Below are 22,158 nucleotides of genomic sequence, written 5' to 3'. Positions count from 1 at the left end.
CGACAGCTAGCTGGCGACGACCGTCGACAACTAACCGACGACGTGGACCAGCGAGTGGCCGGTAACCCCGAACCCCGAGATGCCGCGGTCAGCGGCGGACGAGTTTCGGTGCGTCGACGTCGGTCTCGTCGACGACCGGCAGCGAGACGCGAACGACCGTTCCGCGGGGGCTCCGGTCGTCGAAGTCGACGGTGCCGTCGGAGTCGTCGATGATCCAGTTGACGAGCCAGAGGCCGATGCCGCTGGCGTGAGCGAGCTGCGTCTCCCGCCCCGACCGAAACACCGACAGCTCGTCGGACGGGATGCCCGGTCCGTCGTCGGCGACGCGGAGTTCGACGCGGTCGTCGTCGTGTGACTCGAGCGAGACGTGTACGAGCGGTTCTTCGACGGGATTGTGGACGATAGCGTTCTCCAGCAGGTTGTTCACCGCGACGCCGAGAAGTTGGTTCGCCCGAACCGACCCCGTCTCGTCGTAGTCGGCGTGGTCGGTCTCGACGCGAGCCTCGGGATACTCGCTGCGAACGGTCGCGACCTCGCAGTCGACGAGCGCTTCGAGGTCGACGACCGTCCGCTCGGCGTCCGAGAGCAGGTGCTCGATTCGCCGGGCGTTGTCACCGAGAGAGACGAGGTCGAGCGCCGTTCGTTCGATGACTTCGGCGTGTGCCTCGAGGTCGCCGTCGTCGTCGGTCAGGAGGTCGGCGTAACCGAGAATGACGTTCGAGCGGTTCCGAACGTCGTGACGGAGCACTCGGTTGAGCACGCGCAGCCGCTGGTTGAGTCTGACCGTGCGCTCCTGCTCCGTCGCCAGACGGTGCTCCGTCGCTCGCCGCCGGACGTCGTAGACGCCGACCAGAAAGCCGACGAGCGCGCCGCTCGTCGTCCCGCCGACGAAGACGACCCCCCAGTTGCTCAGGACGATTCCCTCGGAGAGCTGATACAGCATCATCAGCGCGACGATACCGCAGGTGACGACGACGCCGGTGACGCACCAGAACCCGATTTTGGCGACGTTCGAGTCGTCGAGTTCCTGACGGGTGAGCCAGACCCCGCAGAGAAACAGGATGAGCGCGACGCAGAAGGGGATGAACGTGCCGAAGATGAACGTCGCCGCGGAGGTCGTCCCGCGGAGACCGTGGACCGCGTACACCGCCGCTGTAGCGACTGCGAGCCCGAAAACCGCGAGATATCCCAGAGTGCGTCCGACAGATTTCATATGGAGAGAGATATGATACATGAGAGAGAAAGTCACTCTGCAATAAGTTTTGTTATGAGAGTATCACGTCGTCGCGTCCCGCGGTTGTCGGGTGGTCGGCTCCGGACATCGTCCACCTTATGCCGTCGAAAACGGAACTGGTGGGTATGGAACTGACGACGCGCGGCCGCTACCGGGTGTTCGGACGCCCGCGCGACCCCGACGAACTGCTCTTGGTCGCGTTGGACGACGACTCGTTCGACCCGACGTACGTCCGGACCGACGGCTACGAGGGCGACCTCGCCGACGACGTCTCGGCGCTTCGACCCGGCTACGTCGTGGAGGCCACGTTAGCGTGGGACGACGACGGAACGCCCGCGTTCGAGGCGGTCACCGTCGAACGCCGGAGCCGTCTGGAGTTCGTCGACGACGTCACGGGGCTGTTCGAGGCGGCCCGCGAGACCTGGAACGAAGCCGTCGCCGCCGGGGATGGGATGAACTCCCGCGTGACGCGCGACACCGACGGCCGACCCAACGGCGCGCTCTACGTGTTCGCCGAGCAGCCGGGCGCGCGCGACCTGTTCGACGAGTTCCGAAGCGGTGTGCTCCCGCTGGACCCGCTCGTCGAACGCGTGAACGACGAGCGAGACGACGCCCCCCGCGAACTGTTCGTGATGCGCCCCGCCGACGGGCAGTTCGTCGTCGTCTACATCGTCTTCGAGAAGGAGGGAATGCTGGCGAACACGGTCCGAGAGACGTACGACCGTCCGCGAGAGTAGCGTCGTCGCCCCGGAAGAGAGAACCGAACGGCGTTACGGCTCTACCGTTTCGAGCCTCGGGAAGTTGTCTATCGTCTCCGCGCGGAACGCCTCCTCGTCGAACTCGTAGTCGTCGCCGAGGAACTCCACGACGCGCTTGGCGTCGCTCATCGCGTTCTTCAGACAGGTCGACGCACCGGGCGACGGCGTGATGTTGAAGATGATGTTGTCGCCGCTTATCGTGGCCTCGCCCATGTCGAGCGCCTTCGCGTCCGTGTCGACGATCTGGGGCCGGACGCCGCCGTAACCCTTCGCGCGTTCGATGTCGTCGAGTTCCGCCGACGGGACGACTTTCTGCACGTTCGGCAGGAACGCCCGTTTCCCGACTTCCGGGAGGTCGTACACGAGGTTCCGGAGGACGTACGGGAGGAGGATGCGGTCCGAGAGGATGTTGGCGTAACTGAGGAAGGAGTCCGCGTTCAGTCCGAACACGTCGAAGAAGTCGCCGACCGTCGAGATGCGGCCGCGTTCGAGCGCCGGGACGAGCTTCGCCGTCGGACCGAATCGCGTGATGGAGTCGTCGTGGACGTCGGCGTCGCCGTGGACCGCCGCGAACGGGAGTTTCTTCATCTGCAGCGTGTACACCTTCCCGTTCAGCAGGTCGTCGGCGAGGAAGAAGCTCCCCGCGACGGGCAGCAGCGACATGTTCTCGCCGTAGCCCATCTCCTTGGCGATCTGGAGGCTGTGAGAGCCTGCGGCGACGACGACGGCGTCCGAGCGGAAGCGTCCGGCGTCGGTCTCGACGCTGAAGCCGGTGCCGCGGTCGACGAGGTTCGTCACCTTCGTTCCGGTGTACACGTCGACCCCGTCGCGGTCTTCGGTCTGCCGGACGAACGACGCCGACGTCTCGCCGTAGTCGACGACGTAGCCGTCGGGCGTCTGCAGCGCCAACAGGCGCTCGTCGGGGTCTCTCCCCTCGACGACGTTCGGTTCGAGTTCCTCGATCTCGTCGCGCTCGATGGCGCGGAGTTTCGGGAACAGGTCGCCGAACCCTTCGTCCTCGTAGCGCGTCTCCAGTTTTCGGGTCTCCTCGTCGCCGACTGCCAACACCATCTTGCTCCGCTTGCTGTGCATCTCCCGGTCGGGGTCGACGTTCTCGAGGTAACCCGCCAGCAACTCCGCGCCCTCTTTGACCTCTTCGGCCTTTTCGAGGGTGTAGTTCGTCTCGATATCTCCGAAGTGAAGCGTCTGCGAGTTGTTCGTGTGGTGGGAGTTGACCGCCGCGATTTCGTCCTCTTTCTCGAACAGCGCGACGCTCTCTATGTCGGTGAAGTTCGACACCGCGTAGAGCAACGACGCCCCGCTGATTCCGCCGCCGACGATGATCAGATCGTAGTTCTCAGGCATAGGTAGCTGTGATACTCGGTCTCGTGTCGGTACATCGTCTCCCGGTGGTTAACTCACTTTTCATCCGCGAATATCTCGCCGTCGAGGTAGTGGTTCGGAGGCGCAGGTACGACCCGGACAGAAGGCGGATGGGCCCTGCCGGATTTGAACCAGCGATCACCCGGTATCCCACAGCCACTGTCTCAGACAGTGGCTGATATGAGCCGGGGGCTTTGAACCAGACTAAGCTAAGGGCCCTTCATCGAAGTCAAACAGATGGCACCTATTTAGTCTGCCGAATCCGGAGCGGAGCCGTTATCTCGACACCGGTACTCTTGGATGACGGTTCGGAGTTCGTCTACATCAGCGACGACTACCAGAGACTTGTCTGATTGTTCGTAATAACTCAACTTCTTGGAGAACGACCGAGAGTTTGGACGATCGTTCTCTGAGTATCCGTCCACTTCCACCCAGAGACGAAGCTCCGGGAGGTAGAAATCCCCGACCCAATCTGTATCGTCGATCTTCGGGTGCGGAACGTATGAGATTTCTCTCTTGGTTAGGTACTCGGCGATAGCCAGTTCGTGCCGACTGTCGAGTCGTTCGTTCTTCGGTCCAAAGCACGCCGTACCGTGCTTCGATCCGCACGCGATTCCAGACACGTAACATGCCGTTGACCACGAACCAAATCGAGATTTGATGACGCTCGTCGGGTATTTCCCGTGCTCAGTGTATTGTCGGCTTGTAAGGGTACCTCCTTCAGTCGAAGCGAACACTGCCCGAAGATCCCGAACCATCCGTATCCGCGCCTCTGGACCGTATTTTTCGGGTTGCGTAGGGTCGACGTCCGCATCGTCCAACAGTTCGGACCAACTTTCACACAGAGAATAAATCCGAGCTAAACACGGAAATCGTCCGTCGGCTTGTGCCTCTCGTGTTGTCGGCGGATGGCCGAGTTCAGCCGTCAGTTCGCGGACGGAAACGACAAGCGCCTCGTACGAGCGGGCAACGTCGTTTGACTCGTCTACAGTCGTATACTGGTTACCATAGAACTCACCCATTGTCAACTCGTTTTCGATATGCGAGAGGCCAATAAGAATCTGGGGAACGAGAGAAAAACGACGCCGTCGCCAGGACTCGAACCTGGGACCACCTCGTTAACAGCGAGGTGCTCTACCAACTGAGCTACGACGGCTTGCTGCACCCTTTCGTATTCGGGTTGATTTGATAGGGCTTTCGTTTTCCCCCGACCGCGTCTGTCGGTCGCACACCCGAAACCATCGCTCGTACGCCGTCCACGCACCGACACGCTTTCGCCACGACCGGCCGAACGGCGAGCCATGACCGACCTCGACAGCGTCGTCGCGGCCGTCCGCGAGCGCATCGACCCCGACGCCGACGAGCGCGCCGCCCTCGCCGCGGCCGTTTCCGCTCTCCGCGAGCGCGTCGAGGCGACCGTCGCCGACCTGCCCGTCGACGCCGACGCTGTTCAGGTCGGCAGTACCGCCCGCGGGACGTGGCTCTCCGGCGACCGCGACATCGACCTCTTCGTCCGCTTCCCGCCCGACCTCCCCCGCGAGGAACTCGAACGCTACGGGCTCGAAGTCGGCCGCGCCGTCCTGCCCGGCGGTCACGAGGAGTACGCCGAACACCCGTACGTCAAAGGTGACTTCGAGGGGTTCGACGTGGACTTAGTCCCCTGCTACGCCGTCCCCGAGGCGACCGACATCCAGTCGGCGGTCGACCGAACGCCGTTCCACAACGCCTACCTCGACGCGCGGTTGGACGACCTCCGCGGCGACGTCCGCGTCTTCAAGCGGTTTCTCAAAGGCATCGGCGCGTACGGTAGCGACCTCCGCACGAAAGGGTTCTCGGGCTATCTCTCCGAACTTCTCGTACTGGAACTCGGCGGCTTCGTGCCGCTGCTCCGCGCCGCCGCCGACTGGCACCCGCCCGTCGAGTTCGACCCCGAGAACCACGGCCGGGCGACGTTCGACGACCCGCTCGTCGTCGTCGACCCGACCGACCCCGAGCGGAACGTCGCCGCGGTGCTCTCGGCGGCGAACGTCGCCCGACTGCAGCACTACGCCCGCGACCTGCTCGCCGACCCGCGCGAGGAACTGTTCTTCCCGCCGGACGAGCGACCGTACTCGCGGGTCGACGTGCGCGAGCAGCTCTCGCGGCGCGGAACGCACCCCGTCGCTGTCGTCTTCGACGCGCCGAACGTCGTCGAGGACCAGCTCTACCCGCAGTTGGAGAAGTCGCTGTCGGGCGTCGTCTCCGAACTCGACCGCCGCGGCTTCGACCCGCTGCGGGCGACGGCGATGGCGGACGGCCGGGCGGCGCTGTTCGTCGAGTGTTCGGTCGCCGAACGGTCGCGGGTTTCGCGTCACGACGGCCCGCCGGTGGCGGTGCGCGAACACGCGAGAGGCTTCTTCGAGAAGTACGAACGCGACGCCGACGTGTACGGTCCGTTCATCGACGGCGACCGCTACGTCGTCGAGCGAGAGCGCGAGTTCACGACGCCCGAAGCGCTCCTGCGGAGCGACGCGCTGTTCGACGTGGCGCTGGGCGCGCAGGTCGAATCGGCGCTGGACGAGCGATACGACGTGTTCGTCGGCGACGACGTGGCGATGCTGGCCGACGAGTTCGGCGACGAACTCCGCGAGTACTTCGAACCGAGGCCGTGAGAACCGCGGGTAGCGCGTCGCTCACATCGAGTTGCGGCCGTGAGAACAGCGAGCAGCGCGTCGCTTACGCCGAGTCGAGACCGTAGCGGTCGAGCAAGTCGTCGACGAGTTCCCTCGTCTCCTCGTCGGGGTCCTCCTCGGGGTCCAGCGGTCGACGGCCGTCGAACGTCTCGTGGACGGTTGCGACGCCCTCCGAGAGCGTGTCGAGGCCGTACCCCCCCTCCAAGACGAACGCGAGCGCGGCGTCGTTCTCGTCGGCGAGCGTTCGGACGGCGTCGGTCAGGAGCGCGTAGCCCTCCGTGGAGACGCGCATCCGCGAAATCGGGTCGTATCGGTGGGCGTCGAACCCGGCGCTGACGATGACCAGGTCGGGCGCGAACGACTCGAAGACCGGCCCGAGCCCCGACTCGACGACGTGCAGGTAGTCGGCGTCGCCGCCGCCGGCGGAGAGCGGCGCGTTGAACGTCGCGAGTTCGCCGTCACCCTCGCCGGTCTCGTCGAGTTCGCCCGTCCCCGGGTAGAGGCCGTCCTCGTGGACCGAGGCGTACAGCACGTCGCCGCGGTCGTAGAAGATGTCCTGCGTGCCGTTGCCGTGGTGGACGTCCCAGTCGAAGATGGCGACGCGGTCGGCGTCGCCCTCGTCGATGGCCGTCTGCGCGGCGACGGCGGCGTTGTTGAAGTAACAGAACCCCATCGCGTCGTCGAAGACGGCGTGGTGGCCCGGCGGTCGTCCGAGCGCGAACGGGGTGTTTCGGCCGTCGTTGCCGTCGAGCGCGGCGCGGACGGCCCACTGCGAGAGTCCAGCGCTCGCGAGCGCGGCGTCCCACGTCTCCTCGCAGGCGACGGTGTCGGGGTCCCAGTTGCCGCCGCCGCTGGCGCAGAACTCCTTGACCTCCTCGACGTAGTCGTCGTCGTGGACGCTCGCGACCGCCTCCTCGGTGGCGGGGTCGGCGTCGACGTACTCGACGCCGTGGCGTTTCTTCAGTCCCTCCCGGATGGCTCGGAGGCGGTCGGCCGTCTCCGGGTGGCGCGGGCCGGTGTCGTGTTCGAGGCACGTCTCGTTGTAGCCGAATTTCATCGCTACTCGAAGAGGGAGAAGTACGTCTCGATATCTTCGGCCTGGACGGTGCGCCGGTCGGCGTGGTGGGCGAGTTTGGTGGCCGCGCTCGCGACGTTGTTCGCGTAATCTTCGAGGATGTCCGCGAGCGCGATGCGCGCCTCCATCGAGACGCGGTACTGGTCGTCGATTTCGAGCCGCGCGATGCGGTCGACGGGGGCGATGGGGAGTTCGAGCGCGTCGCGACTGACGACCTGTTCGACGCCGAAGTCCTCGGCCATCAGTGTCTTTCGACCGTCCACCGTCGCGTGCTCGGCGGCGTCCTCGGCGAGCCGCGCGCCGTGGACCTGGATGCGACGTGCGAGTTCTTCGGCCGCGTCGGCGCTGACTCGGAGTTCGCCCGCGTTCCGCCGGATGAGCGTATCGACGGGGGCGAACGGTAACTCGACACTCATACCCTGATACCAGTCGGTGCGGTGTATAATGCTTTGCGTTGGTGACGTGGTCTGCGGTTTACACGGGAGTGCGAGAGTCGACGAATCTCGGGAACGCAGCGGTACGAAACGTACGAAAGCCACCGGACACCCCATCGGGTGCGACGCTTCAGAGCACTTCGTCGACGTCGATGCGGTCGCCCGAGAGCGTCCCGCGGACGGTGACCGTCTCGCCGAGTCGGAGCTTCGCGCCGGTGTCGACGCTTCGCGTCTCGGTTCCGTCGTCGAGGATGACGGGGTCGCCAGCCTGGACCACGGTGCCGGTGAATTCGACCGTCTCGCCGTCGGCGTTCTCGGTTTCGGCTCCGACTGCTGCGGTGGCGGCGCCGCTGGCCGCTGAGCTGCCCGAACCGCCGGCGCTCTCGGAGCCGTCGACGCTCTCGGAGCTGTCGACGCTCTCGGAGCTGTCGGGGGCGTCGGGGTTCCCGTCCGACTCGCCACCGAACGCCGAGAGACCTCCGGCGTTCGCGTTCGAGGCCGCATCGTCTTCGCTCGAACCGGAAACCGGGGCGTCCTTCTGGACGGTCACGGTCGAGCGCCACCCGGCCGAGGCCTCGATATCCTCCTGCCAGCCGTCCTTTATCTCCACGTCGGCGAGGACGACGTGGTCGGCGAGTTCGACCTCGGTGTCGGCTTTCTCCCCCCAGAGAGCGACGCGAACGTCGCCGGTGTCGTCCTTCACGCGGATGTTTCTGACCTGTCCCTCGGAGCCGTCGTTGCGCTCGAACGTCCGTTTGGGGTCGGCCTCGACGACGCCGCCGGCGATGTCGACGGTCTGTCCGATTTCGAGCGAACCGATGTCGGTCGTCTCGGGGACGTACTGGACGGTCTCGTCGAGGCGCTCGATTGCCCCCCGCGAGCCGACGTGAAGTTCGAGGTTGCCGTCGCGTTCGCGGACGTAGCCGTCGACGACTTCGACGCTCTCGCCGGCACTGAACTCCTCGGCGAGGTCGGCTTTGTCGTCCCAGAGCGTGACGCGGATCCGTCCGGTCGGGTCGCCGAGCGCGAGGTTCGAGACGCGACCTTCCGAACCGTCGTCGCGAGAGAAGGTGCGAACGGTGCCGCTGTCGAGCACCTGGCCCTTGAGGTTCACGTCCGAGAGTCCGAGCGAGATGTCTTCGACGCGGTAGCTGTCGAGAATCTGCACGTCGACTTCGGCGTCGGGGTCCGGTTCGGCCTGGTCGACGTTCACCTCGACGCCGTTGTAGCCGTCTTTCGGACGGCCCTTGATGCGGAGCACCTGGCCGACTTCGAGTTCGCCGTCGGCGATGGACTCGGCTATCTCGTCCCAGAAGGAGACGCGGATTCGGCCCGTCTCGTCGGCGACTTCGACGTTGACGACGCGGCCGTCCTCGTCCTCGCCGTCGCGCTCGAACGTCCGGAGCTCGCCGACGCTGACGACCTTGGCGAGGAACTTCACCTCGTCCATCCCCGGTTCGACGTCGGCGATGCCGTTGACCTCCTCGTCGCGGAGTTCGTGGGCGATGAGCATCGCCGCCGTCTCCTCGTCGGCGAGGCCGCCCATCTGCTCGACCTTCTCTTCGACCGCGGCCTCGAACTCCTCGAACTCGACCTCGGTGTCGAGGTCCTCGTACACCTCTTCTATCGCGCCCATCTCACGACCACCCCTGCGGTCGGTGTTCCCAATCCGTAGAATCTGCGACACCCATAATCGTGTAGCGAAGCAGGGAAGGCCCGCGCTTAAGCGTTGTCCTTGCCGTGGTAGCGCGACGCAGTCTGTCGGTTTTCGTAGCGGCGACGGGGAGATTCACAGCCGAGAGTGGTCCCGCCATCGAACAAAAACGCTCGGAGCCGTGCGGCCGTCGGACGCGCCTTCGAGGACGGGGCGGGTTCTCGAACTACCGAGTTGCGTTCGAGGTAGTCACGGTGCTTCGACCGTCGGCCCCGTCGTGGACGACGTCGACGGTGTCGGGCGCGCCGCCGTCGAACTCGACGCGCGCTCTGTAACCGCGGCTGACGAGCGCTTGCGAGCAGACTTCGTCGTCGTCTCGGTCGATTTCGGTCGCCACGACGACGGTGAGGTGGTCCTCGGTGGCGTCGTACTGCACGTCGCCGAGAACGGCGACGGCGCAGCCGTTTCTGCCTCGGATGCATCCTTCGACGACGACGCTCTCGCCGTCGCGGGTGACCGTCGCCGACCCCGCCTGCTCACAGTCACCCGTGCGTTCGAACGTCTGGTCGACGAGTTTCGTCGCGTCCTCGGTCGACTCGTCACCGCTCGACCCATCGTTCCCGTTGTTGCTGTCGTTGCCGCTATTACTGTCGTTGTCGCTATTACTGTCGTTGCCGCTATTACTGTCGTCACCACTGTTGCCGTCGTCGCTGGTACCATCACTGGTACAGCCGGCGACGCCGACTGCGGCGAGCGTGGCCGTTCGTGCGAGCAGCGTTCGTCGGTTCATGGCGGTGCCAACGCGACCTCATTTCATATTCTTTTGCAATGGTCAAAATACTCTTTGTGTTACTGCATCGACCGGCGGTAGCCGCCGTCACGTCGTCGAAGCGACCGCCGAGCGCGACGTCGGAAGGGAGACACACCGTATTCTAAGTGTTTCTTCTGTCGCTTCGGCCAGTTTTCGCCTGTGGTCGAGGATTCCAGAGTCGACGTAACGGCGCACCGACTCGTCAACTGTCTCACGGAGCCAAGGATTTCTCGCGCTCGGAGTTCCGGAGCGGAGAACGATAGTCGAGGGAGGCGAGACACAGACACACCAGTTTCTAAGTGTTGTATCGTTGCTCGGCGAGTGAGGCGCGAGAGATGGGAATCAGTACAAATAGCTAACCCTACCGGCAATAGATGTGTCGTCGCCGTCTCCGGGTTTCTACCTAAGAACACTTAGAATACGGTGTCTGTGTCCCCGACGGTGGTGAAACAGGACGGGAAGAGCAGGCAGGACCGAAAAACGGGGGAGAACGGAGAGAGGAAAAACGGGAGAGAACGGAGAGGGGAGAGAGAACCGAAAAAGCAGATAGAACAGTTAGAACACATAGAACGTCAGCTATATCTGTGCGTTCGAGAGAGACAGGCCAGCAACAGAAGATGAGGACGACATTCAGAACCGAGCGAAACGTCTTCACGAACAAGGACGTGTTCAAAGAGGGGTACGACCCCGACGAGATTCTCGAACGCGACGAGGAGATCTCGGAGTACATCGGATATCTCGAAGACGCCCTGTTCGGGGAGACGCCGAAGAACATCATCGTCTACGGCAACACCGGGGTCGGTAAAACCGTCGTCACCGACCACGTGACCCAGATGCTCTCGTCGGAAGCCGAACGCCGCGACGAGGGCGTCGACATACACGTCGTGAAGGTGAACTGCGGGCATCACACGTCGTCGTATCAAGCCGCCGTCGCGCTGGTCAACGAGATGCGACGCGCTACCGACCGCGAGGAGATCGGGAAGGGGTACGGCTTCGCCGACGCGATGGACATGCTCTACTCGGAGGTCGAGCGCCGCGAGGGAACCGTCTACGTCATCCTCGACGAAATCGACTTCCTCGGCGACGACGACCAGATTCTCTACGAGCTCCCCCGCGCCTCCGCCAACGACTACGTCGAGCGGAGCCACGTCGGCGTCATCGGCATCTCCAACGACTACACCTACCGGGACAACCTCTCCTCGAAGGTCAAAGACACGCTCCAGGAGGACGAGATCAAGTTCCCGCCCTACGACGCCGCCGAACTCCGGACGATTCTCGAAGACCGCGCGGACAAAGGGATGAAAGAGGACGTCCTCGACGGCGCGGTCATCCCGAAATGCGCCGCTATCTCGGCCAGAGACAGCGGGTCGGCCCGGCAGGCCATCGACCTGCTGCGCGAGGCCGGCAACGTCGCCGACGCCGACGGCCGAGACGAAGTCGGAGAGGCGGACGTCGACGAGGCAGTCACCCGCGTCGAGCGCGGGCGGCTGAAAGACGGTATCCGCGACCTGACCGCACACGGCAAGTGCATCCTCCTCTCGCTCGCACGCGCGTACGGCAGACAGGAGACGCCGCTCCGACTCAAGGAACTCCTCCCCGTCTACGAGCGCGTCGCCCGCGGTGCCGGCAGCGACCCCCTCGGCGAACACCGGGTACGCGACCACCTCGCCGACCTCACAATGCTCGGCTTCGTCGAGCAGCGCCGGACCAACAAGGGGCGCGCCGGCGGTCAGTTCTATCAGTACGACCTCTCCGTCGACGCCGAAGCCGTCTTCGAGGTCGTCTCCGAGTAACGCACCCCCGTCGCTCCCGCCGGAACACTTTGATTTCGGTGTGTGGGTGTCGGAAGTACGAACCCGACCCGTCGAATCGACTGCACGCCGTCTGTCGAATGTGCCGCGATACCGTACCGTTCGGTATCCTCGAATCGGAAGCCACTTATGTAGGTCGGGTGTATCGATGAATGAGTCCTGGTAGGGTAGTGGACTATCCTCTTGGCTTGCGGAGCCAGGGACCGGAGTTCAAATCTCCGTCAGGACGTTCACTTCGTTCAAACCTGACGAGCCTCGCGCTCGCTACGTTCGCGCGAGACTCCGTCAGGACGCTACATTTTCCGCGAACGACCGTGCGAACGCTCCGAGTCGCAGGTTCGCGACCGGATTCGACTGAGCAAAAATGCGTTAAGTTCGCTGTGAGACCGGTGACCGGCCGGTCGGACGCGGACGAGTCGGTGCTTACCGGCTCGCGGCTTCCTCGGCGCTCTGCGGGACGCCCTCGGGGACAGCCACGTCCGCGTCGTCGTCGATGTCGTTCGTCTCGACGGTGCCGTCGATGTCGCCGCGGCCGCCGCGCGATTCGACCGACGATTCGGCGAGGTGAACGACGCCGCCGGTCTCGATGTTGTCGTTCTCGACGACGCCCCAGGCGGCGTTCTCGTAGTCGATGAGGATATTCATCCCCGAGGCCTCCACGTCGCCGCCGTTGCGAACCCAGACGCCGCGCGAGTACCCGGAGTAGGACGTCCGCGCGTCGACGTGGGCGACGGAGTCCCGGACGTAGGAGCCGTCGCTGCCGAGGCGGTAGTTGGCGACGCCGTTGTTCTTCGCGTAGCAGTTCTCGATGTGGACGGGTCCGTCGCCGCCGCCGGCGTCGATACCGGGGGCGCTGCCGTAGATGCCTTCCTGCCACCCTTCGAGGTAGACGTTGCGGATCGTCAGTTCGCCTTCGTGGGCCTTGCGGACGAACGCGAAGTCCGTCTCGTAGCTCCCCTCGGCGGCGTAGACGTTCTCGACCAGACCGGTTCCGTCGTCGTCGGTCACCTCGAAGGTGAAGAAGTTGTCCATCGACGGGTCCTCGTACTCGCCTCTGACACCGATGTTTCGGATAGCCCAGTCGTTTCCACTGGCGTCGATGTTGAGCGCCGCACCGTCGGCGGTGATGTCGTAGAGGACGTTCTCGAGCGTCTCGCCGCCCCAGACTCTCACGCTGTACGTCTCGCCTGCGTCGACGACGATGGTCTCGTAGTCGCTGCCGCCGATCTCTTCGTCTCCTTCCTCGCCGGGCGTCTCACCGCGACCCTCGTCGGCGTCCGTCGAGTCGAACTCCGAGGGGTCTACTTCGTCGCCGTCGACCGTGACGGTGACGCCGTCGTCGGCGTCCAGCGCGACGAGTTCGCCCTCGAAGTAGTACGAATCGGTGCCGTCGTTGGCGACCTCGCCGCTGGCGGACCGTCCGTCGATGTCGTCCTCTTTGTCCGTGTTCGCTCGTCCGCCGTTGATTATCTCGCCGGACGTGTCGAACGAGTAGAAGCCGTCACCGACGGCTTCGAGATAGGTAGAAGGGTCCGCGGCCGCGACCCCGGCGGTTCCGAGACCGGTCGCCGCCGCGAGCGTCGCACCGACGCCGCGGAGGAACGGTCGTCGACCGGTCGAGCGGGAGTGCTCGCCGTTCGACTGCAGTGATATAGCCCTTTTCTCAGACGGAGTGGAGTTATCAGTATCTTGCACGAAATATGCTCCGCCGAACGCTACCGAAATCGAATATATAGTGTTCCGCTTCTGCTCGTGAAGCAAAAAGTGTCGCTACAAGAATAGTAGTTGAGAAGTGGAAGTGTCCTCTCCCGAATAGTAGTCGGTGCGTGGGTATCTCACCGAAATATAAACGACATCGACTGCCGAAACTCACCGAGGAGACACTGTACTTCTCAGATACTTGACTATCTGTCTGAGAGTCGTAGAGTGGATACTGTACGCCGCCCCATCAGGTCGCGACTGGGTCCGCCAGCGTCGGCTCTCCCGCGCTATCGTTTTACCCGGAGCGACCGACTCGTCCGGTATGGAGGACGCGCTCCGGGCGGGAGTAGCCATCTACAACGCCGGCGAGTACCACGACGCCCACGACGCGTGGGAGAAGCGGTGGCTCGACGCCGACGACGAGAGCGCCGACGAGCGACTGCTCCACGGACTCATCCAGTACACCGCCGTCGTCTACCACGGCCGGCGTCGGAACTGGAGCGGCGCGCGGCGGCTCGCCGAGAGCGCCGGCGAGTATCTCGCGGGGCTCCCCGCCGACTGTCGAGGCGTGAACCTCGGCGCCGTTCGGACGGAGCTCGCGCGGCTCGCGGCCGACCCCGAACGAATCGAACGGCGACGGCCGATGCCGCTCACGTACGAGGGCAACGTACTCTCGCTCGACGATTTGGATTTCGAGGCGGCGACGGTGGTCGCTCGTGTCCGCGCCGAACACGACGGTCGGTTCGACGAGGGCCGCGTCGAAGCGGGTATCGACGCGGCTCGCGAGGAACGCGACGAGGGCCGTCGGACGCGCTACATCGCCCTCGTGATGGACTTCGCGGTCGGGAGCGACGCCGAACGACCGGTCGTCTACCGACGGCTCTGCGACCACCTCGAACGCCGCGAGCAGAAACGACGCGACGTCGAGGGTCTGTTCGAGTAGCTACAGACGTGGAAGGAGTCACGAGCGCCGAACTACCGAGCGTCTGAGGCGTCCGACGGTACTCGCCACCGGTCGTCGAGGCGGTCGACCAGCGGAACGGCGGCGAGTAGCTCCGGGAGTTCGTCTCGAAACCATCGGTCGTCGGGCCGCTCATTCTCCGTTTCGGGCACTGCTTCCGACGCGGCCGTGCGGAGTTCCTCGGTCGTCGCCTCGCCCCGCTTGCGGAGCGCGTCGAACGCCGCCGCCGCGGCGAGTCGCTGCTCGCTCGTCACACCCCGGTCGACCAGTACGTGCGTGAGATTCGCGTACCGCGGACCGCCGTCTCGACCTCTGAGCACCGCACGTCCGTCCGTGTCGGCGTCGTCGACGGTCCCGTCGGCGGCGGAATCGCCGACGTACCGCCAGAACGGGGCCGTCTCGTCGCCGGGTTCGATGCGGGGCAGTCCCGCGAGCACCTCGCGGGCGCAGTTGTCCCACCACTCGTCGGCGTCGCGGTAGCCGGTCGACGTCTCCGGGAAGACGCCCGCCTTCAGCTCCGGTACCGTCGCCGTCTTCCACTCTCTGAGAAACGTGAACGCGTGTTTGACCGTCTCGGCGCAGTCGACGCCGACCGACGAGTCCGCGAGCGCCTCCCGGACGCTCGGTGGGAGGTCGATGGCCTCGTCGGCGGCCGCCGTGTTGGGCGATTGCAGCACTCGGCGACCGCTCTCGGTGAGCGCGTATCGGTCGCCACCGCGGTTGTCATCACCGCCGTCGCCGCGGTCGGCATCACTGTCGTCGCTGTGGTCGGCATCGTCGTCGCTACCGCTGTCGTCGACGAGCGGCCGCACGAGGTCGTTGTCCGCCATCCGAACCAGTCGCTCGGAGACGGCGTCTGCGTCGACGTCGGCGGTCAGGCGGTCGGCCAACTCGGCCGCCGTGAGTTGGTTGCCGCGCAACCGCGCCAGAACGGACCGGTCGAGGTCGGTGAGTTTGGTGGTGACCATGCCGGGAGATACCACGGCTTGCCTATTGAGGCTCCACACCTTTCGGTGTGTAGACTGGACAGTCGGTATGGAACACTCCGACGAACCCATCGAGGACGCGCGAGCGGAGATTCGCCGAGCGAGCGAGCGCGCCGACGGAGAGACGCGCGAACACCTGCTCTCGCTCGACGAGGGGCTGATGGAACTCGGCGGCGGCGACAAGGTCGAGGCCGACGGACCGCCGAGGGAGGACCGCGTCGAACAGGTCGAGGAGAAAATCGTCGGCTTGGCGAACGAGTTCGACGACGACCACTGGATACAGGAGCGGCTCGAAACCGCCCGCGACTACCTCGACCAGTACCGACAGGAGCGGGGGATTCCGACCGACGGAGAGCGGTGAGGGCGCCGCGAATCGCCGGGGGACTGCGACGAAGTCGACGGCGGTTGAAAGCGATTCGGTTGAAAGCGATTCGGCCGAGAGCAATTCGGTCGAAAGCGACTCGGTCGAATACGACTCGGCCGAAATCGATTCGGCCGAAAAGGACTCAGTCGAAGTCGAACGATGGCCAGACCTCGTTCTCGTAGAACTCGAAGAACGACTCCTGGTCGTCGCCGATCTGGTGGACGTAGACGTGGTCGTAGCCCGCGTCGACGAACTGTTGGACGCTCTCGATGTGCGTCTCCGGGTCCGGGTCGGTGACGACGCTGTCGGCCTCGCGGACGTCCTCCTTCGAGACGGCCTGCGACGCCTGCTCGAAGTGCGTCGGCGTCGGCAGTATCGAGGCGAGTTCGCCGGGCACGAACGAGTTCGGCCACTGCTCGTAGGTCGTCTCGACCGCCTCGTCCTCGTCCTCGGCGTAGCAGACGGTCATCTGCGCGAACTTCGGCCCCTCGCCGCCGTTCTCCTCGAACGCCCGGAGCGGTTCCTCCTGCGGGCCGACGCACCAGAAGCCGTCGCCGAAGTCGGCGGCGGCCGTCGCCGCGCGCTCGCCGTACGCCGAGACGGCGATGGGCGGTGTCTCCTCGGGGCGCGTGAACAGGCGCGCGTTCTCGACGGTGTAGTGTTCGCCGTAGTGGCTGGTCTGGCCGCCGTCCCAGAGCTTTCGGACGACTTCGACGGCCTCTTCGAGCATCTCCAGCCGGACGCGGTGCGGCGGCCAGTGGTCGCCGAGGATGTGCTCGTTGAGGTTCTCGCCGGTGCCGACGCCCCAGACGAAGCGGTCGCCGAGCATCCGCGCCGTCGTCGCCGTCGCCTGCGCGAGGATGGCCGGGTGTATCCGCACGATGGGACAGGAGACGCCGACGACGACGTCGATCTCCTCGGTGGCCGTGGCGACGCCGCCGAGCGTCGACCAGACGAACGGGGCGTGTCCCTGCTCGCTCACCCACGGGTGGTAGTGGTCGGAGATGGAGACGAAGTCGTAGCCGCGTTCCTCGGCCTCTCGCGCGTAGTCGACGAGGTCGTTCGGGGCGAACTCCTCGCTCGACAGCGTGTAGCCGAAGTTCGTCATCGCGCCCTCCGCCGATGCCGTCGGTGTCGCCGCTCTCGCGTGCGCTTCGGGGTCATGCGGGGGAGAGGGCAACGAGCGGACGCTTAAGCGTAGTTCGGTGTGATGAGTGTTGGGGTCACTCGAACTCGGCGGAGTTGTCCTGCGGGTCGTAGCCGAGCACCTCGCGGGTGCGCTCGATGGAGTAGTACTTGCGGTCGTTGTCGCTGATGCCGTAGACGATCTCGTAGCCGTAGTCGGCTCGGATGCAGCGGTCGAACAGGTGCGCGCAGTCGCGGTACGAGAGCCACATCGCCTGTCCGCGCTCGTAGTCGATAGGCGGGTGGTCGCGCGTCAGGTTGCCGATACGGACGCAGACGACCGAGAGGCCGCTCTGGTCGTAGTAGTAGCGACCGAGCGTCTCGCCGGCGGCTTTGCTCACGCCGTAGAGGTTACCGGGCCGGGGGAGTTCCGTACCGTCGAGGAGGAACTCGCTCTCGGGGCGGTAGATGTCCGGCGTCCGGCGGTCGGTCTCGAAGGCGCTCACCGCGTGGTTCGAGGAGGCGAAGGCGACCTTCTCGACGTCGGCGTCGACCGCCACCTCGAACAGTGCCTGCGTCCCGTCGATGTTGTTCCGGAGGACGCTGTCCCACGGCGCTTCCGGACGCGGGTCACCGGCGAGGTGGATGATAGTGCCGACGCCTTCGACGGCCGTAGCGAGCGCTTCGCGGTCCGTGACGTCGGTGACGTACACGTCGTCCTGGGTCGTTCCTGGGGGGAGTTTCTCGTCTGCCAGCGGTTCGCGGTCGAGCAGTCGCCAGTCGTGGTCGTCGCCGATACCACCGAGAATGGCTTGCCCGACGCGCCCACCCGCGCCCGTCAGTAAAACCGGGTCGTCCATTCGGTAGTAGATGGATATACGGAGGCTAAGTAACGCACGGTTCGGCCCCGAAGACGGCCGGCCTCGGAGAGCCGACGGCGCACCGTCGCCCGACAGAGATTAACCGGACGACCGAGTCGACTCCGCATGGTCACCGACGCAGAGCAGGCGTGTTTCGAGGCGGGAATCAAGTTCGGGTCGCTCTACCACCAGTTCGCCGGGACGCCGGTCAGCGTCGGCAGCGCCCGCAGTCTCGAAACCGCGATGGCGGAGGCCATCGAGAACCAGCCGCACTGCGAGACCGTCGCGGTCGAGATCCTCGACGACCGCGTCGACGCCGCCATCGACCACGAGAGCGGCTACACCGAACTCACCGGCTCGCTCATGGAAGTCGAGATGGAGATCCGGTACGAGGGCTGTCGCGTCCGCACGCGCATGGAGATGGAGGACGGTTACCCGCTGATGAGACTGGTCAGCGTCGAAGCGTAAGTCGGCACAGGGGGCGCGGACATCGACCGTTTCGTCTGGTTTTCGCTCCGACACAGAATTTGGCTCCGAGACCCCGACAGCCCTCCGATTTCACTTTCACTTTCGGGCGTGCGTTTAAAACGAGTCGGGTCGAAAAGCCGGGTATGAGCCAATCGCAACTGGGCGACGACGACCTGTTCGGCGAGGCGGCCGCGGAGATGCGCGAAGACGTCGAACAACACCTCTCGGCGGCGCGCGAGACGCTCCCCGAGGGCGACGACATCTGGGAGACGGAAGCCGACAACGTCCTCGGCGTGCTCAACGGTCTGCGCTCGGCGCTCGACACCGGCGACGCCGAAGACCACCTCCGACAGGCCAAGAAGTGGTACACCATCGGCGAACGCGCCGACGCCTTCGAGGACGCCGACGACCTCGCGGACGCCATCGAAGAGGTCGAGGAACTCCTCGAACAGATAACCGAGGCCCACGCGAACGTCGGGGAACTCGCCAGCACGGTTCCGCAACTCCGCGGCGCGTTGGACGAGGCCCACGAAGAAGCCGACACGAGCGAGGAGGCCGAAGCGGACGACGAGGACGAGGAAGACGAAACCGAAGCGGACGACGAAGACGAGGACGACGAAACCGAAGCGGACGACGAAGACGAGGACGACGAAGAAGACGACGAAGACGAAGAGTAGCTACGACCGTCGGTCCGGCCGCGCCACGTCCCGCTCGGCGACCGCGTCGAGAACGCGTGCCAGCGCCGCCGCCGCCGCGTCGAGCAGTTCCTCGCCCAGTGCCGCGTCGCCGTCGCCCGGGTCGCCGACGACGCCGTTCTCCGCGAACTCCGCCGAGTCGTGCGCGAGGTTGACGCTCGCGACCCACTCGCCCCACCGGTCGGCCGCCCCCGCTCTCGCTTCCTCCACCCGGTCTTCGCGCACCGTCTCGGGAGCGACGTGTCTGAGCAGCGCCGTCTCCAACGGGCCGCCGTGTCCCATCCGCGTCGCGTGTTCGCCGACGGCCTCAAACCAGGTGAACGGGACGGCGTAGGCGTCGTCGCGGCGGCTGATTCTCGCGGTCACTTCGCGGAGCGCGCCGACGTTGCCGCCGTGTCCGTTGACGACGACGACGCGGTCGAAGCCGTGGTACGCGAGGCTCTGAACCGTCTCGCGGACGTACGAGCGAAACGTCTCCTCCGAAACCCAGAGCGTCCCTGGGAACTGTCGGTGTTCCTCGGCGACGCCGACGGGGACGGTCGGCCCGACGACGACGTCTCGGTCCGACGCATCGGCACCCGCGGCGGCGACCGCCTCGGCGGTGAGGGCGTCGGTTCCGAGGGGCGCGTGCGGGCCGTGCTGCTCGGTGCTGCCGACCGGCAGGAGCGCGAGGTCGGTGTCGAGGTCGCGGACGTCGGTCCACGCGGCGTCTGTGAGGTGCATATCGACGGCACTCGCCGCGGGGGCTTGTACCCCCCGATTTCGCCGGATTCGGAGGCGGCTTCGGCTCTCAGCCTTATTCACGAAATCCGACGCATGCGAATCGGTTTCTGCCCGGCCGTCGACTCCAGAACCGCATGAGTAACGACGAAGCCGACGACAGTCGCGAGTTGGGCGTCGAGTTCGGCGAACTGGAGGACGAACTCGAGTCGCACGACTACCCGACGACGACCGAGGAACTCGTCGACGAGTACGGCGAGTACGAGCTCGAACTCTCGAACGGGACAAAGACGTTCGGCGAGGTGATGGAGCCGTACCAGGAGGAGACGGATCAGGACTTCGAGGACGCCGGGGAGGTCAAGCAGGCGGTGCTCAACATGGTCGGGTCGGAGGCGGTCGGCCGCCAGCGGTACAGCGACCGCGGAAACGAGCAGTCGCAGGACGAGCAGGAATCGATTTAGCGGCTCTTCTGGAGTTACGGTTTCGACACCATCAGTCGTCTTGCGCGTCGGTACGCGCCTGACGCCGGGAGGCGCGTTCGATGAACTCCTCGGGCAGTTCGTCTATCTCGCCGGCCTGAACGCCCCAGAGGTGGGCGTAGAGGTCGTCGTTTCCGAGCAGCTCGTCGTGGGTCCCGCGCTCCTTGACCCGCCCGCCTTCGAGGACGAGAATCTGGTCGGCGTCCTTGATGGTCGAGAGGCGGTGAGCGATGGCGAACGTCGTTCGGTTCTCCGTGAGCCGGTCGAGGCTGCGCTGGATGAGCATCTCCGTCTCGGTGTCGACGTCGGAGGTGGCCTCGTCGAGGACGAGGATTTCGGGGTCTTTCAGGATGGCGCGGGCGATGGAGAGCCGCTGGCGCTGCCCGCCCGAGAGCTTCACGCCGCGCTCGCCGATCTCGGTGTCGTAGCCGTCAGCGAGATTCTCGATGAACTCGTGTGCTTCGGCGGCTCTCGCGGCCTCGACGATCTCCTCGTCGGTCGCGTCGAACGCGCCGTAGGCGATGTTGTCGCGGACGGTGCCGTAGAACATGAACGTCTCCTGACTGACGTAGCCGATGGCCTGGCGGAGACTCGGAATCGTCACGTCGCGGAGGTCCTGTCCGTCGATCTGTATCTTCCCGTCGTCGACGTCGTACATCCGAAGCAGGAGTTTCAGGATAGTCGATTTTCCCGCGCCGGTGGGGCCGACGAGCGCGAGCGTCTCGCCGCCCTCGACGACGAAGTCGACGTCTTCGACGATGGTCTCGCCCTCGTCGTAGCCGAACGTCACGTCGTCGTACTCGACGCGGCCCTCACCGACGACGAGTTCGTCGGCGTCGGGGTCTTCGACGATGCGCGAGGGTTCGTCCATCAGACCGAAGATGCGCGCCGAGGAGGCGCGGGCGCGTTGGTACATGTTGATTATCTGTCCGAACTGCGCCATCGGCCAGATGAACCGCTGGGTGAGGACGATGAACGTGACGAACTGCCCGATGCTGAGCGCCTCCGTGAACGGACCCGGCGGCCCGGCGAACACCCAGAGACCGCCGACGAAGAACGTGACGACGAAGCCGATACCGGCGAGGACGCGCAGGCCGGGGAAGAACTTGATGCGCGTCCGAATCGCGTCCCAGTTGGCGTCGAAGTAGTCCATCGAGACGTCGTCGACGCGGTCGGACTCGTAGGTCTCGGTGTTGGAGGTCTTTATCACCTGAATCCCGCCGAGGTTGTTCTCCAGTCGGGAGTTGAGCGTCCCCACCGAGGAGCGAACGTCGGCGTACTTCGGCTGGATGATGTCGACGAACTTCCAGGTGAACAGCGCGATGAGCGGCACCGGGAGGAGCGCGACGAGCGCCAGTTGCCAGTTCATCGAGAAGAGGATGGCCGCGATGGCGACGACCATCACCGACAGGCGGAAGAAGGAGTTCATCCCGTCGTTGAGGAACCGTTCGAGGCGGTTGACGTCGTTCGAGAGGATGGACATCATCTCGCCGGTCTGCTTGTCGGCGAAGAAGTCCATGTTCAGCCGCTGCATCTTGTCGTACGTGTCGGTGCGGATGGCGTGCTGAATGTTCTGCGCGAAGGAGTTCCACCCCCAGTTACGCGTCCAGTGGAACACCGCGCCGCCGAAGAAGCCGAAGGCGATGAGTCCGACCGAGAAGTAGAACTGTTCGGTCTGCGTCGCCGGGACCACGCCGGAGACGGCCGCCGCGGAGAGAGGAACCGTGTCGGCGACGGCCTGCGCGTACTCTTTGTCGCCGAAGACGGCGTCGATGGCGATACCGAGGACTACCGGTGGGAGCAGGTCGAGCAACCGCGCGACGACGCTCGCGAACAGTCCGACGACGAACTGCGTGGTGTTCTGCCGACCGTACTCGGCGAACAGTCGGCGCATCGGGTTCTCTGTGTTCTCTCGCTGCGCTTCGAAGGGGTCGTCGTCGTCCACGGCCGTTCCCATTATCTCCGAA

At 65.2% G+C, this 22,158-nt stretch carries 21 protein-coding genes and 3 tRNA genes; 9 read left to right on the top strand and 15 right to left on the bottom strand.

Annotated features, from left to right (window positions below):
- Positions 1-88: 88 nt before the first annotated feature.
- Positions 89-1,147 carry an ATP-binding protein gene (locus FCF25_RS09440; protein ID WP_168191228.1) on the bottom strand — a complete coding sequence of 353 codons (1,059 nt, stop codon included), beginning with the start codon at positions 1,145-1,147 and terminating at the stop codon, positions 89-91.
- Positions 1,148-1,359: 212 nt separating this feature from the next.
- On the opposite strand from FCF25_RS09440, the gene FCF25_RS09435 reads away from it, so the two are divergent.
- A complete protein-coding gene (locus FCF25_RS09435; protein WP_137048382.1) occupies positions 1,360-1,971 on the top strand; it encodes a DUF6663 family protein in 612 nt (203 codons plus the stop codon).
- A 33-nt stretch (positions 1,972-2,004) separates the two neighbouring features.
- On the opposite strand, the gene FCF25_RS09430 is transcribed toward FCF25_RS09435, so the two are convergent.
- The 4 genes from FCF25_RS09430 to FCF25_RS09415 form a co-directional block, all read right to left on the bottom strand.
- Positions 2,005-3,357, bottom strand: a complete 1,353-nt coding sequence (locus FCF25_RS09430) for an FAD-dependent oxidoreductase (RefSeq protein WP_117592793.1) — start codon at positions 3,355-3,357, stop codon at positions 2,005-2,007.
- Between the two features lie 129 nt (positions 3,358-3,486).
- Positions 3,487-3,594: transfer RNA gene (locus FCF25_RS09425), tRNA-Ile, on the bottom strand.
- 29 nt (positions 3,595-3,623) lie between these two features.
- Positions 3,624-4,397 carry a homing endonuclease associated repeat-containing protein gene (locus FCF25_RS16065; protein ID WP_394347875.1) on the bottom strand — a complete coding sequence of 258 codons (774 nt, stop codon included), beginning with the start codon at positions 4,395-4,397 and terminating at the stop codon, positions 3,624-3,626.
- Between the two features lie 61 nt (positions 4,398-4,458).
- Positions 4,459-4,531 (bottom strand) — tRNA-Asn (locus FCF25_RS09415).
- Positions 4,532-4,676: 145 nt separating this feature from the next.
- On the opposite strand from FCF25_RS09415, the gene cca reads away from it, so the two are divergent.
- Positions 4,677-6,026, top strand: a complete 1,350-nt coding sequence (gene cca, locus FCF25_RS09410; RefSeq protein ID WP_137048379.1) for a CCA tRNA nucleotidyltransferase — start codon at positions 4,677-4,679, stop codon at positions 6,024-6,026.
- A 64-nt stretch (positions 6,027-6,090) separates the two neighbouring features.
- Here cca and FCF25_RS09405 read toward each other — a convergent pair whose 3' ends face one another.
- From FCF25_RS09405 to FCF25_RS15770, 4 genes are all read right to left on the bottom strand, one after another.
- Entirely contained in the window at positions 6,091-7,104 is a 1,014-nt protein-coding gene (locus FCF25_RS09405) for a histone deacetylase (protein ID WP_117592811.1), read from the bottom strand.
- A gap of 2 nt (positions 7,105-7,106) precedes the next feature.
- On the bottom strand, positions 7,107-7,538 hold the full coding sequence (locus FCF25_RS09400; protein ID WP_117592814.1) for a histone: 432 nt from the start codon (positions 7,536-7,538) through the stop codon (positions 7,107-7,109).
- A gap of 148 nt (positions 7,539-7,686) precedes the next feature.
- On the bottom strand, positions 7,687-9,192 hold the full coding sequence (locus tag FCF25_RS09395) for a single-stranded DNA binding protein (RefSeq protein WP_137048377.1): 1,506 nt from the start codon (positions 9,190-9,192) through the stop codon (positions 7,687-7,689).
- Between the two features lie 244 nt (positions 9,193-9,436).
- Positions 9,437-10,000 carry a hypothetical protein gene (locus tag FCF25_RS15770; protein WP_174786374.1) on the bottom strand — a complete coding sequence of 188 codons (564 nt, stop codon included), beginning with the start codon at positions 9,998-10,000 and terminating at the stop codon, positions 9,437-9,439.
- 605 nt (positions 10,001-10,605) lie between these two features.
- Between FCF25_RS15770 and FCF25_RS09385 the strand changes: the two genes are divergently transcribed.
- A complete protein-coding gene (locus FCF25_RS09385; RefSeq protein ID WP_217353068.1) occupies positions 10,606-11,814 on the top strand; it encodes an orc1/cdc6 family replication initiation protein in 1,209 nt (402 codons plus the stop codon).
- 174 nt (positions 11,815-11,988) lie between these two features.
- A tRNA-Arg gene (locus FCF25_RS09380) sits at positions 11,989-12,061 on the top strand.
- A gap of 194 nt (positions 12,062-12,255) precedes the next feature.
- Here the strand turns inward: FCF25_RS09380 and FCF25_RS09375 are convergent.
- Positions 12,256-13,527 carry a hypothetical protein gene (locus FCF25_RS09375; protein ID WP_137048375.1) on the bottom strand — a complete coding sequence of 424 codons (1,272 nt, stop codon included), beginning with the start codon at positions 13,525-13,527 and terminating at the stop codon, positions 12,256-12,258.
- Positions 13,528-13,855: 328 nt separating this feature from the next.
- Between FCF25_RS09375 and FCF25_RS09370 the strand changes: the two genes are divergently transcribed.
- Positions 13,856-14,476, top strand: coding sequence for a DUF309 domain-containing protein (locus FCF25_RS09370; RefSeq protein ID WP_137048373.1), 621 nt, complete (start codon positions 13,856-13,858; stop codon positions 14,474-14,476).
- Positions 14,477-14,508: 32 nt separating this feature from the next.
- Here FCF25_RS09370 and FCF25_RS09365 read toward each other — a convergent pair whose 3' ends face one another.
- Positions 14,509-15,462 (bottom strand): hypothetical protein, encoded by a 954-nt coding sequence (locus tag FCF25_RS09365; RefSeq protein ID WP_137048372.1) that lies wholly within the window; start codon positions 15,460-15,462, stop codon positions 14,509-14,511.
- Positions 15,463-15,529: 67 nt separating this feature from the next.
- On the opposite strand from FCF25_RS09365, the gene FCF25_RS09360 reads away from it, so the two are divergent.
- Complete coding sequence (locus tag FCF25_RS09360) at positions 15,530-15,841, top strand: hypothetical protein (protein ID WP_117592827.1); 312 nt, start codon at positions 15,530-15,532, stop codon at positions 15,839-15,841.
- Positions 15,842-15,986: 145 nt separating this feature from the next.
- Here FCF25_RS09360 and FCF25_RS09355 read toward each other — a convergent pair whose 3' ends face one another.
- Positions 15,987-16,952, bottom strand: a complete 966-nt coding sequence (locus FCF25_RS09355; protein WP_137048370.1) for a TIGR03557 family F420-dependent LLM class oxidoreductase — start codon at positions 16,950-16,952, stop codon at positions 15,987-15,989.
- Positions 16,953-17,067: 115 nt separating this feature from the next.
- A complete protein-coding gene (azf, locus tag FCF25_RS09350) occupies positions 17,068-17,829 on the bottom strand; it encodes an NAD-dependent glucose-6-phosphate dehydrogenase Azf (protein ID WP_117592831.1) in 762 nt (253 codons plus the stop codon).
- A 126-nt stretch (positions 17,830-17,955) separates the two neighbouring features.
- Here azf and FCF25_RS09345 point away from each other — a divergent pair, with 126 nt between their 5' ends.
- On the top strand, positions 17,956-18,297 hold the full coding sequence (locus FCF25_RS09345; protein WP_137048368.1) for a dihydroneopterin aldolase family protein: 342 nt from the start codon (positions 17,956-17,958) through the stop codon (positions 18,295-18,297).
- A gap of 143 nt (positions 18,298-18,440) precedes the next feature.
- The gene (locus FCF25_RS09340; RefSeq protein ID WP_137048366.1) at positions 18,441-18,974 is read left to right on the top strand and encodes a DUF5790 family protein; all 534 of its coding nucleotides are present in this window, start codon (positions 18,441-18,443) and stop codon (positions 18,972-18,974) included.
- Here FCF25_RS09340 and FCF25_RS09335 read toward each other — a convergent pair whose 3' ends face one another.
- On the bottom strand, positions 18,975-19,715 hold the full coding sequence (locus FCF25_RS09335; protein WP_137048364.1) for a creatininase family protein: 741 nt from the start codon (positions 19,713-19,715) through the stop codon (positions 18,975-18,977).
- A gap of 134 nt (positions 19,716-19,849) precedes the next feature.
- Here FCF25_RS09335 and FCF25_RS09330 point away from each other — a divergent pair, with 134 nt between their 5' ends.
- Positions 19,850-20,173: a hypothetical protein gene (locus FCF25_RS09330; RefSeq protein ID WP_117592839.1), complete on the top strand. Its 324-nt coding sequence runs from the start codon at positions 19,850-19,852 to the stop codon at positions 20,171-20,173.
- A 31-nt stretch (positions 20,174-20,204) separates the two neighbouring features.
- On the opposite strand, the gene FCF25_RS09325 is transcribed toward FCF25_RS09330, so the two are convergent.
- Positions 20,205-22,148 carry an ABC transporter ATP-binding protein gene (locus FCF25_RS09325; protein WP_117592841.1) on the bottom strand — a complete coding sequence of 648 codons (1,944 nt, stop codon included), beginning with the start codon at positions 22,146-22,148 and terminating at the stop codon, positions 20,205-20,207.
- Between the last annotated feature and the right edge of the window lie 10 nt (positions 22,149-22,158).

The sequence above is a fragment of the Haloprofundus sp. MHR1 genome (assembly GCF_005155585.1).
Classification (GTDB): Archaea; Halobacteriota; Halobacteria; order Halobacteriales; family Haloferacaceae; genus Haloprofundus; species Haloprofundus halophilus.
The sequence above is the reverse complement of the archived record's forward strand: the minus strand, read 5'-3'. Positions and strand labels throughout refer to the sequence as shown.

Excerpts from the sequence above, each read along its gene's own strand:
- FCF25_RS09435 (WP_137048382.1), top strand. The coding sequence starts at position 1,360 with ATGGAACTGACGACGCGCGGCCGCTACCGGGTGTTCGGACGCCCGCGC.
- FCF25_RS09430 (WP_117592793.1), bottom strand. The coding sequence starts at position 3,357 with ATGCCTGAGAACTACGATCTGATCATCGTCGGCGGCGGAATCAGCGGG.
- FCF25_RS16065 (WP_394347875.1), bottom strand. The coding sequence starts at position 4,397 with ATGGGTGAGTTCTATGGTAACCAGTATACGACTGTAGACGAGTCAAAC.
- cca (WP_137048379.1), top strand. The coding sequence starts at position 4,677 with ATGACCGACCTCGACAGCGTCGTCGCGGCCGTCCGCGAGCGCATCGAC.
- FCF25_RS09405 (WP_117592811.1), bottom strand. The coding sequence starts at position 7,104 with ATGAAATTCGGCTACAACGAGACGTGCCTCGAACACGACACCGGCCCG.
- FCF25_RS09400 (WP_117592814.1), bottom strand. The coding sequence starts at position 7,538 with ATGAGTGTCGAGTTACCGTTCGCCCCCGTCGATACGCTCATCCGGCGG.
- FCF25_RS09395 (WP_137048377.1), bottom strand. The coding sequence starts at position 9,192 with ATGGGCGCGATAGAAGAGGTGTACGAGGACCTCGACACCGAGGTCGAG.
- FCF25_RS15770 (WP_174786374.1), bottom strand. The coding sequence starts at position 10,000 with ATGAACCGACGAACGCTGCTCGCACGAACGGCCACGCTCGCCGCAGTC.
- FCF25_RS09370 (WP_137048373.1), top strand. The coding sequence starts at position 13,856 with ATGGAGGACGCGCTCCGGGCGGGAGTAGCCATCTACAACGCCGGCGAG.
- FCF25_RS09365 (WP_137048372.1), bottom strand. The coding sequence starts at position 15,462 with ATGGTCACCACCAAACTCACCGACCTCGACCGGTCCGTTCTGGCGCGG.
- FCF25_RS09360 (WP_117592827.1), top strand. The coding sequence starts at position 15,530 with ATGGAACACTCCGACGAACCCATCGAGGACGCGCGAGCGGAGATTCGC.
- FCF25_RS09355 (WP_137048370.1), bottom strand. The coding sequence starts at position 16,952 with ATGACGAACTTCGGCTACACGCTGTCGAGCGAGGAGTTCGCCCCGAAC.
- azf (WP_117592831.1), bottom strand. The coding sequence starts at position 17,829 with ATGGACGACCCGGTTTTACTGACGGGCGCGGGTGGGCGCGTCGGGCAA.
- FCF25_RS09345 (WP_137048368.1), top strand. The coding sequence starts at position 17,956 with ATGGTCACCGACGCAGAGCAGGCGTGTTTCGAGGCGGGAATCAAGTTC.
- FCF25_RS09340 (WP_137048366.1), top strand. The coding sequence starts at position 18,441 with ATGAGCCAATCGCAACTGGGCGACGACGACCTGTTCGGCGAGGCGGCC.
- FCF25_RS09335 (WP_137048364.1), bottom strand. The coding sequence starts at position 19,715 with ATGCACCTCACAGACGCCGCGTGGACCGACGTCCGCGACCTCGACACC.
- FCF25_RS09330 (WP_117592839.1), top strand. The coding sequence starts at position 19,850 with ATGAGTAACGACGAAGCCGACGACAGTCGCGAGTTGGGCGTCGAGTTC.
- FCF25_RS09325 (WP_117592841.1), bottom strand. The coding sequence starts at position 22,148 with ATGGGAACGGCCGTGGACGACGACGACCCCTTCGAAGCGCAGCGAGAG.